7 protein-coding genes are annotated in these 7,191 nt (G+C 28.4%); 1 reads left to right on the forward strand and 6 read right to left on the reverse strand.

The genetic code is table 11. The features are described from left to right. Positions 1–122: 122 nt before the first annotated feature. The 6 genes from B2W91_RS15790 to B2W91_RS15815 form a co-directional block, all read right to left on the reverse strand. A complete protein-coding gene (locus tag B2W91_RS15790; protein WP_291582666.1) occupies positions 123–1,001 on the reverse strand; it encodes a CPBP family intramembrane glutamic endopeptidase in 879 nt (292 codons plus the stop codon). A 20-nt stretch (positions 1,002–1,021) separates the two neighbouring features. Beyond that, on the reverse strand, positions 1,022–1,441 hold the full coding sequence (locus B2W91_RS15795) for a hypothetical protein (protein ID WP_291582667.1): 420 nt from the start codon (positions 1,439–1,441) through the stop codon (positions 1,022–1,024). 202 nt (positions 1,442–1,643) lie between these two features. Beyond that, complete coding sequence (locus tag B2W91_RS15800) at positions 1,644–2,978, reverse strand: CoA-disulfide reductase (protein ID WP_291582669.1); 1,335 nt, start codon at positions 2,976–2,978, stop codon at positions 1,644–1,646. A gap of 23 nt (positions 2,979–3,001) precedes the next feature. Further along, positions 3,002–4,387 carry an L-cystine transporter gene (locus B2W91_RS15805; RefSeq protein ID WP_291582671.1) on the reverse strand — a complete coding sequence of 462 codons (1,386 nt, stop codon included), beginning with the start codon at positions 4,385–4,387 and terminating at the stop codon, positions 3,002–3,004. A 464-nt stretch (positions 4,388–4,851) separates the two neighbouring features. Beyond that, a complete protein-coding gene (locus B2W91_RS15810; protein ID WP_291582673.1) occupies positions 4,852–5,388 on the reverse strand; it encodes a DUF5673 domain-containing protein in 537 nt (178 codons plus the stop codon). A 266-nt stretch (positions 5,389–5,654) separates the two neighbouring features. Beyond that, positions 5,655–5,801, reverse strand: a complete 147-nt coding sequence (locus B2W91_RS15815; RefSeq protein ID WP_291582675.1) for a hypothetical protein — start codon at positions 5,799–5,801, stop codon at positions 5,655–5,657. Between the two features lie 358 nt (positions 5,802–6,159). On the opposite strand from B2W91_RS15815, the gene B2W91_RS15820 reads away from it, so the two are divergent. After that, entirely contained in the window at positions 6,160–7,047 is an 888-nt protein-coding gene (locus B2W91_RS15820) for a GNAT family N-acetyltransferase (protein ID WP_291582677.1), read from the forward strand. The last annotated feature ends 144 nt before the right edge of the window (positions 7,048–7,191 follow it).

The following is a 7,191-nucleotide window of genomic DNA, read 5'->3' on the forward strand; positions in this document are numbered from 1 at the left end:
TGCAAAGGAGAAGTTTCCATAATTCTTCATTCTTCATTATTAATTCTTAATTAATAAGAATGTCAATTCTAACTTCCTAGCTTCTGCTAAGAAGTATCCTCAATTATAAATCATGAATTAGATTAAATTATGAATTGGTTTGATTCCATATTTTTCTCAATAACTTTAGGGTTGTTTTTGTTGATAAAAAATATGGTTGTAATTGTTCCGCTTAACCCTATAATAGCAAATATTATACAACTAGTTGTATTAAATATATTACCCATTACTGCAGGTATAATTACAGCTATGGTATTATTTGTCATATGAGCAATTACGGCTGGCCATAGAGATTGTGTTTTATATGTTATAAATCCAAATATTATTCCTAGTAGGCTAGCATAAACACCTTGAATGAGATTACCATGATATATTCCAAATAAAACTCCTTGAATGATTATTGTAGCTGGTATTGATATATTTTTACTTAAAGTTCTATATATAAGCCCTCTAAATAAAAATTCTTCTGCAAAAGGTACTACTATTCCTATTGTTAATATCATAATAAATAAATTTCCTTTGGTTAATGGATTTAAAATCTCATTCATGCCTTGAAATTGTTTCATAAGCAATCCATTTAATTGTAGCAAAACTAAAACTCCAGAGTTAAATAGCCATACACTTGTGCCTATTAATGCTGCTATAGCTATATTCTTAAGTTTTGTCTTTTTAAGAAGTATTTCTTCAGCTAGTTTTTTCTTTCTAATTGCATATATTATTAAAAATATCAGTACTGTTACTATAGAAGATATTAATAATATATAATTTAAATTTCCTGCAACTTCATTAGCTATATTAGTCGCACCTTGTTCTTCCACATTCGTCAAACCATTGTAAATTTGTTTATAGTCCTGTTGAAGTCCTATGATTATTCCTCCAGCTATAGCCACAAGTACTTGAATAATAAATGCCATTAATATATATCCAAGTGCTGCAAAAAAACTTTTTAGTTTATTTCCCATTCTAATTCCCTCCTTAAATATTATTTATTAAAAAAATTTTCTTCTTTATAATCCAACTCTTTATACAGATCATCTAATGTATTAACAATATTACTATCTATTTCATACCAAGTACCATTAATATTAATCTTATCTCTCAAAAAAGATATATTAAAATCATTTTTTCCATTGATTTTAATTAGGTATACCCAGCCTTTAAAAGGCTGATCGACTTTTTTTGTTAATTTTATAGAATTAATAAAATTAACTATTTTTTTTATGTCTTTTTTTTCAGATAAAACCTTATTTTTGGGAGGAGAAGGTAATTTTGCTATGGATATTTCTTCTATATAATTTTCATCTAGGTGAATATTAGTTAGATTTTGCTTATGAGTTTTATAGAAATATAATGAAATTATTAAAACTGGTATTAGTGCTGTTACTATTAAAAATTTTTTCATGATTATAATTCCTTTTAAATTTGATACAATTATACCACATTAATACAATTATTCCATATTTGAATTTACATTGCAATAAGTGGGAGAATTTAGACATTAGTATTTCTTTAAAATTGAAATAAAATAAAGGTAGAAACTCTAAAAGAATTTCCACCTTTATTTTATATTTCTCCATATTCTATCCTAGATCTTTAAATCTCAACTACTTAGCCACATTGGCAGCTACATTTAATACATCCCAAGTTCTAGCAAAAGGTGGTGCATAACATAAGTCTAACATGCCTAATTCATCTGTGGTCATTTTCTTAAATATTGCAGAGGCTAGCACATCTACCCTTAACACTGCACCTTTTTCACCAATAATTTGTCCTCCAAGTAATACCTTTGTCTCACCATGGTAAATTAACTTTACATAAATATCACTTTGTCCCGGGTAATAATTAGCTTGATTCTTATCCTGTATAAATACCTTTTTATAGTTTATATTCATTTTGATTGCATCTTCTTCAGAAATTCCTGTTCTGCCTGCTTCCAAGTTCATTACCTTTATTGCTGCAGAACCTAAGGTACCTTGAAAAGAAACTCTCTTTCCTACAAGATTTTCTCCAACGATTCTGCCTATTTTATTTGCTGTAGTTGCAAGTGGTATATATACATTTTCTTCTTTAATTAAATGATATACACTAGCACAATCTCCTGCTGCATAAATGTCTTTTATACTAGTTTCACCATATTCATTTATAACTAAGGCTCCATTTCTGAGCATTTCAATTCCCGTAGTTCCTAAAAAACTAGTATTCGGTCTTACTCCTGTACATATTATTACTAAGTCTGCCTTGTAGCTTCCCTTATCTGTGATTACTCCCTCTACCTTCTCAGTTCCTTTAAAGGCCTTAACAGTCTCATTTAAATTAAGATCTACTCCATGATTTAATAATTCTTTTTCCATAATTGAAGTAATTTCTTCATCAAAGGTATCTGGCAGAACTCTAGAATCCAGTTGAATTACTCTTATATTCTTACCTAATTTTTTCATTGCTTCTACAGTTTCAATACCAATGAAACCTGCACCTATTATAATTACATCCTTAATTTCATTCTTTTTAGCCACTTCTTTTATAGCTATTCCATCGCTAAATTCTTTCAAAGTAAATACATTCTTTAAGTTTTTATTTTCTATAGGTGGTATTATGGCGCTAGCTCCTGTAGCAACCATAAGCACATCATATTTATCATCAAATATATTCCCTGTAGATAAATCTTTTACCGTTACAGTTTTACTTACTGGGTATACTTTTAAAACCTCATGTTTTATTTTTACATCAATCCCACTCTCTATGAATTTATTCAGTGGTCTTGCTATCATGGTATTAGGATCTTCATAAAAATCCCCTACATAATAAGGCAATCCACAAGCCCCCCAAGAAACCACATCTGATTTTTCATAAACCACTATTTGAGAATTAGAATCTGTCCTTTTAGCTTTTGATGCAGCGCTCATTCCAGCAGCTACACCACCTATAATTATAATCTTCATAAGCTTTCCTCCAACGTAAAATTTTAGTTAGTTTCCTCAGTAGATTTTTCATTATATATTTCCATATCTAATTCCTTCATAATCTTTCCTGAAACCACTCCTGTTACCATAGAACCACTTACATTTAACGCTGTTCTTGCCATATCTATTAATGGTTCAATAGCAATTAATAATCCTACTAATCCTACTGGAAAACCTAATGCAGAGAATACAGTTAATGCTGCAAAAGTTGCACCACCACCTACACCTGCTATTCCAAAAGAGCTTAGTGTAGTTATAAGTATCAACTTCACTAAAAATCCTGGTGACATTGGATTAATACCTAATGTTGGTGCTACCATTACTGCAAGCATCGCTGGATAAATTCCTGCACATCCATTTTGACCTATACTAACACCTAGTGATGCTGAAAGATTTGCAACTCCTTCTGAAACCCCTAGTTTATCCACTTGAGTCTTAATGTTGAGTGGCAATGCCCCAGCACTTGTTCTTGATGTGAAAGCAAAGATAAGTACTGATGCTGATTTTTTAAAATAGGTAATAGGATTTAGCTTAAATATCATTAGGATAATAGAATGTACAATAAACATTATTAATATAGCTACATATGAAGCTACTACAAATTTCATAAGTCCGAGAATTTGTGAAAATTTGCTTGTTGAAACCATTGTTGTCATAAGAGCCAATACTCCAAAAGGAGTTAATCTTAAAACTAAAGTTACCATACGCATTACTACATCATGCAATGCGTTTAAAAATCCAATAAATATTTCTGCTGATTTAGATCGTTTCTTTTTAATTCCTAGTGTTGCAATTCCAATAAATCCTGCAAAAAATACCACCGATAATGTAGGTGAATCACCTTGGCCTGCTAAAGAATAGAAAGGATTAGTTGGAATTATATCTATAATTTGTTCTTGAACTGGTTTTTGCTGCAAATTAGCTAATCTTTCTTCCAGTTCTTCTCCTCTCTTGATCTCTGTATCTCCTGTTTGCAATCCTTCTACGCTTAATCCAAAAGTATTAGCTGTAGTTGCGCCCACTAATGCAGATACTGCTGTAGTAAGTAAAAGCACAATTAGGATTGTTCCTGTAAGCTTTCCAAGATTACTGGACTTTTGGTTAATTATGGCACAAGTAATTGATACAAATATAAGTGGCATTACTATCATTTTTAATAGTCTTACATATCCACTTCCAATCACATTAAACCAGTTATTAGCTCTCTGAATAATTGGAGATTCTGCTCCAAAAATAATTTGAAGTACTGCTCCATATATAATTCCCACTAATAATCCTGTAAGTACTCTAACAGTAAAAGAATAGTGCTTCTTTTGCATCCAAAATATTGATCCAATTAAAATAGCCATTACTACTATGTTTAAGATTACTAATAATGTGTCATTCATTTTTCCACCTTCTCCTTATTATAATATTTACCCTATATTTATAAATGCTATTAATCCATTTAATGTTACACCTTAGTTATTAATATAATATAACCCATTGTTTGCATAATATTATTTAGCATAAACTCTTTCTTTATGAATTATGAATTCAATGGTTTCAGCTGTTATATTTAATAAATATTAATAATTTCCATATATGTTAATTTTAGAACTGATATATCTATAAAGCATATAATGCATATATGTTTAGTATGTTTAAAATTGTAGCTCTGCAAAGATAAAAAGTCAATAGATTTTTAAAATTAATTTTTATAATACATATATGATTAGTATGATATTAGCTTTTAGATTATTTATAGATAACATATAAATAATCTAAAAAAATGTGACAAAGATACTTGGTAAAGTAACTTTGTCACATTTTTTATATCGTAGCTGCTAATTAAAATGAAATTTTTCCATGATTAAATCATATTACTGACTTTAAGCCCTATTCCATCTAAAAAGCTCTGCAATTTTTCTTTATCATTTTTATTTACCTTAATTTTAACCTCTGCAATTCTAACCTCTGCATCATAAAAATTATCATGGTATTTAGGTACATAAAATATTATATTTCTATTTCCTCTTTTATCTTCATCACACCATTGATATGTTTCTATTTGATTCCACTTATAAATCTCTTTTCTTATATAAATTCCATCATCTCTTATTTCATTTCTCATTCCTGTTATTAATTTTGGGATGCCTACAACTATAATTATTACATTTCCTTTCACCATATCCATAGACATATCTCTTTCAGAAATAAAAAGCTCTAGAATAAATAGTATAATGAACAATATTCCAACTATTCCATATAATATGTCACCATTAATCTTAACTTTTCCTTTAGTAATAATTACTTTGTATTCCTTGATTTTTCTAAGTTCACTTATTAAGTCTTCCACTCCCAATATAATTCCCAATATAAAGAAAATATTAAATATATATTCTCTCATAGTATACCTCCATATATCCCCGTTAAGAATCAACCTATTTATACATTACATGATATGGATAATTATACTATAATTGTTAGTATGATTCTAATAATATACTATTTTATTATTGAGTCTTAACTGATAACATATTGAAGTTTATGAGTGAAAAAGTAAAAAACTCCTGCCAGCATTTTATGATAAGAGTTTTTATTATTAAAGTTATACAGAAAATCCACAGCTTTATGATTAATATCATGTATACTGTGAATCTTTGTTTTAAAATATTATTTCCAATTAGCTGCATTTTTTAGTGCAATTTCTATTAATTTGCTCATTGGCCCAGATATACTTTTATTTTTATGATACAATCCATCATTAATTATATTTTGACCCCTTTTATTGTCAGACTTTTCTAAATTATGTATTGACATATTTTTCTTGTAAGCATATAATTTTATATATAAAAAGATTTATTGTAAAATGCAATAGGTTCTTGTGGAAGGAGAGATGTTATATGTTAGCTAATTTAAAGTTGATGCCGCGTACAACTAAATATGAGCGAAAATGTAATTTCAAGCTTGTTCTACCCTCTATTAGAATTAAAATTACATTGCCGCAGCTATCGATAACCTTTCATAAACATAAATGACTATTGAGGATAAATAAAATTACAGTATACCTGTTTTTTGCACCCGTAGATAGCATCCAGTTTTTAGGTTGCTTACTGCGGAATTTTTATGCCCATTTTTAGAAATTATTGATCTTATTATAGGAAAAGGAGATTTTCAAATGTGTGAAAAAACATTAAATCAACATATTATTTTAAAAGAATATATATCTGAAAAGGACTATAAAGAAATAAGTCAACTTGAGGAAATTTGCAATTTAAATGACAAATGTAATCTAAAATTAGAATTAGACTATAGACTAAATGCACCTAAAAGTTATGATACAGGATTAAAAAACGTCAATGAATTTCTTTACTATATAGATGAAACTTTAGTATCATACATTAGCATTTCAAGCTTTGGAGGTAATATAAGTGAGATTATTGGTATGACTCATCCAGATTGGAGAAGAAAAGGATTATTTAAAAAGCTTTTTAAACTTGTTATAGATGAGTGCCAAAATAGAAACTTTAATAAAATATTACTATTATCAAATGGCAAATCTAACTCAGGAATTGAGTTTGTAAAGTCTATGGGAGGAAACTACGATTTTTCAGAGTATAGAATGAAATGCTCTGATAAAACTCCTATAGAAATAGGAGATTCAATTACTCTAAGAAAATCAAACAAATTAGACACTAAAGAAATTCAAAATCAAAATATAATATTTTTTGATCTTGATAGAGATGACATTGAAAATTTTATAGATGATGATAATATAACCACATATATGATTGAACTTAATGGTAATATTATAGGTAAAATTAGGATTGAATGTAATGATAATTCATCCTATATAGCTGGATTTGGAATATTACCTGACTTTAGAGGCAAAGGCTATGGAAAAGCAGCTTTAAGAGAAGCACTACGCTTAATAAATAAAAAAAATATATACGACATAGAGCTAGATGTAGAAACTAAGAATGCTAATGCTCTAAACCTATATAAAGCTTGCGGTTTTGAAGAAAAATCTATAATGAATTATTATAAGTATGATATTGAGCCTTAAATGATATCATATTAAATTTAAAAAACTATAGTTTATAAGTGATTCTAAGGTTAAGATGAAGTAATTCTATCTCCACCTTAGCCTTAGAAAAGCTTATTCATAGATATATTTTGATATTAACTCAATATATAGGGTTCCACAATG

This window comes from Clostridium sp. UBA6640 (assembly GCF_002455975.1).
GTDB lineage: Bacteria > Bacillota > Clostridia > Clostridiales > Clostridiaceae > Clostridium_J.

Coding starts and splice junctions, on each gene's coding strand:
- B2W91_RS15800 (WP_291582669.1), bottom strand. CDS start 2,978: ATGAAGATTATAATTATAGGTGGTGTAGCTGCTGGAATGAGCGCTGCA.
- B2W91_RS15820 (WP_291582677.1), top strand. CDS start 6,160: ATGTGTGAAAAAACATTAAATCAACATATTATTTTAAAAGAATATATA.
- B2W91_RS15790 (WP_291582666.1), bottom strand. CDS start 1,001: ATGGGAAATAAACTAAAAAGTTTTTTTGCAGCACTTGGATATATATTA.
- B2W91_RS15815 (WP_291582675.1), bottom strand. CDS start 5,801: ATGTCAATACATAATTTAGAAAAGTCTGACAATAAAAGGGGTCAAAAT.
- B2W91_RS15810 (WP_291582673.1), bottom strand. CDS start 5,388: ATGAGAGAATATATATTTAATATTTTCTTTATATTGGGAATTATATTG.
- B2W91_RS15795 (WP_291582667.1), bottom strand. CDS start 1,441: ATGAAAAAATTTTTAATAGTAACAGCACTAATACCAGTTTTAATAATT.
- B2W91_RS15805 (WP_291582671.1), bottom strand. CDS start 4,387: ATGAATGACACATTATTAGTAATCTTAAACATAGTAGTAATGGCTATT.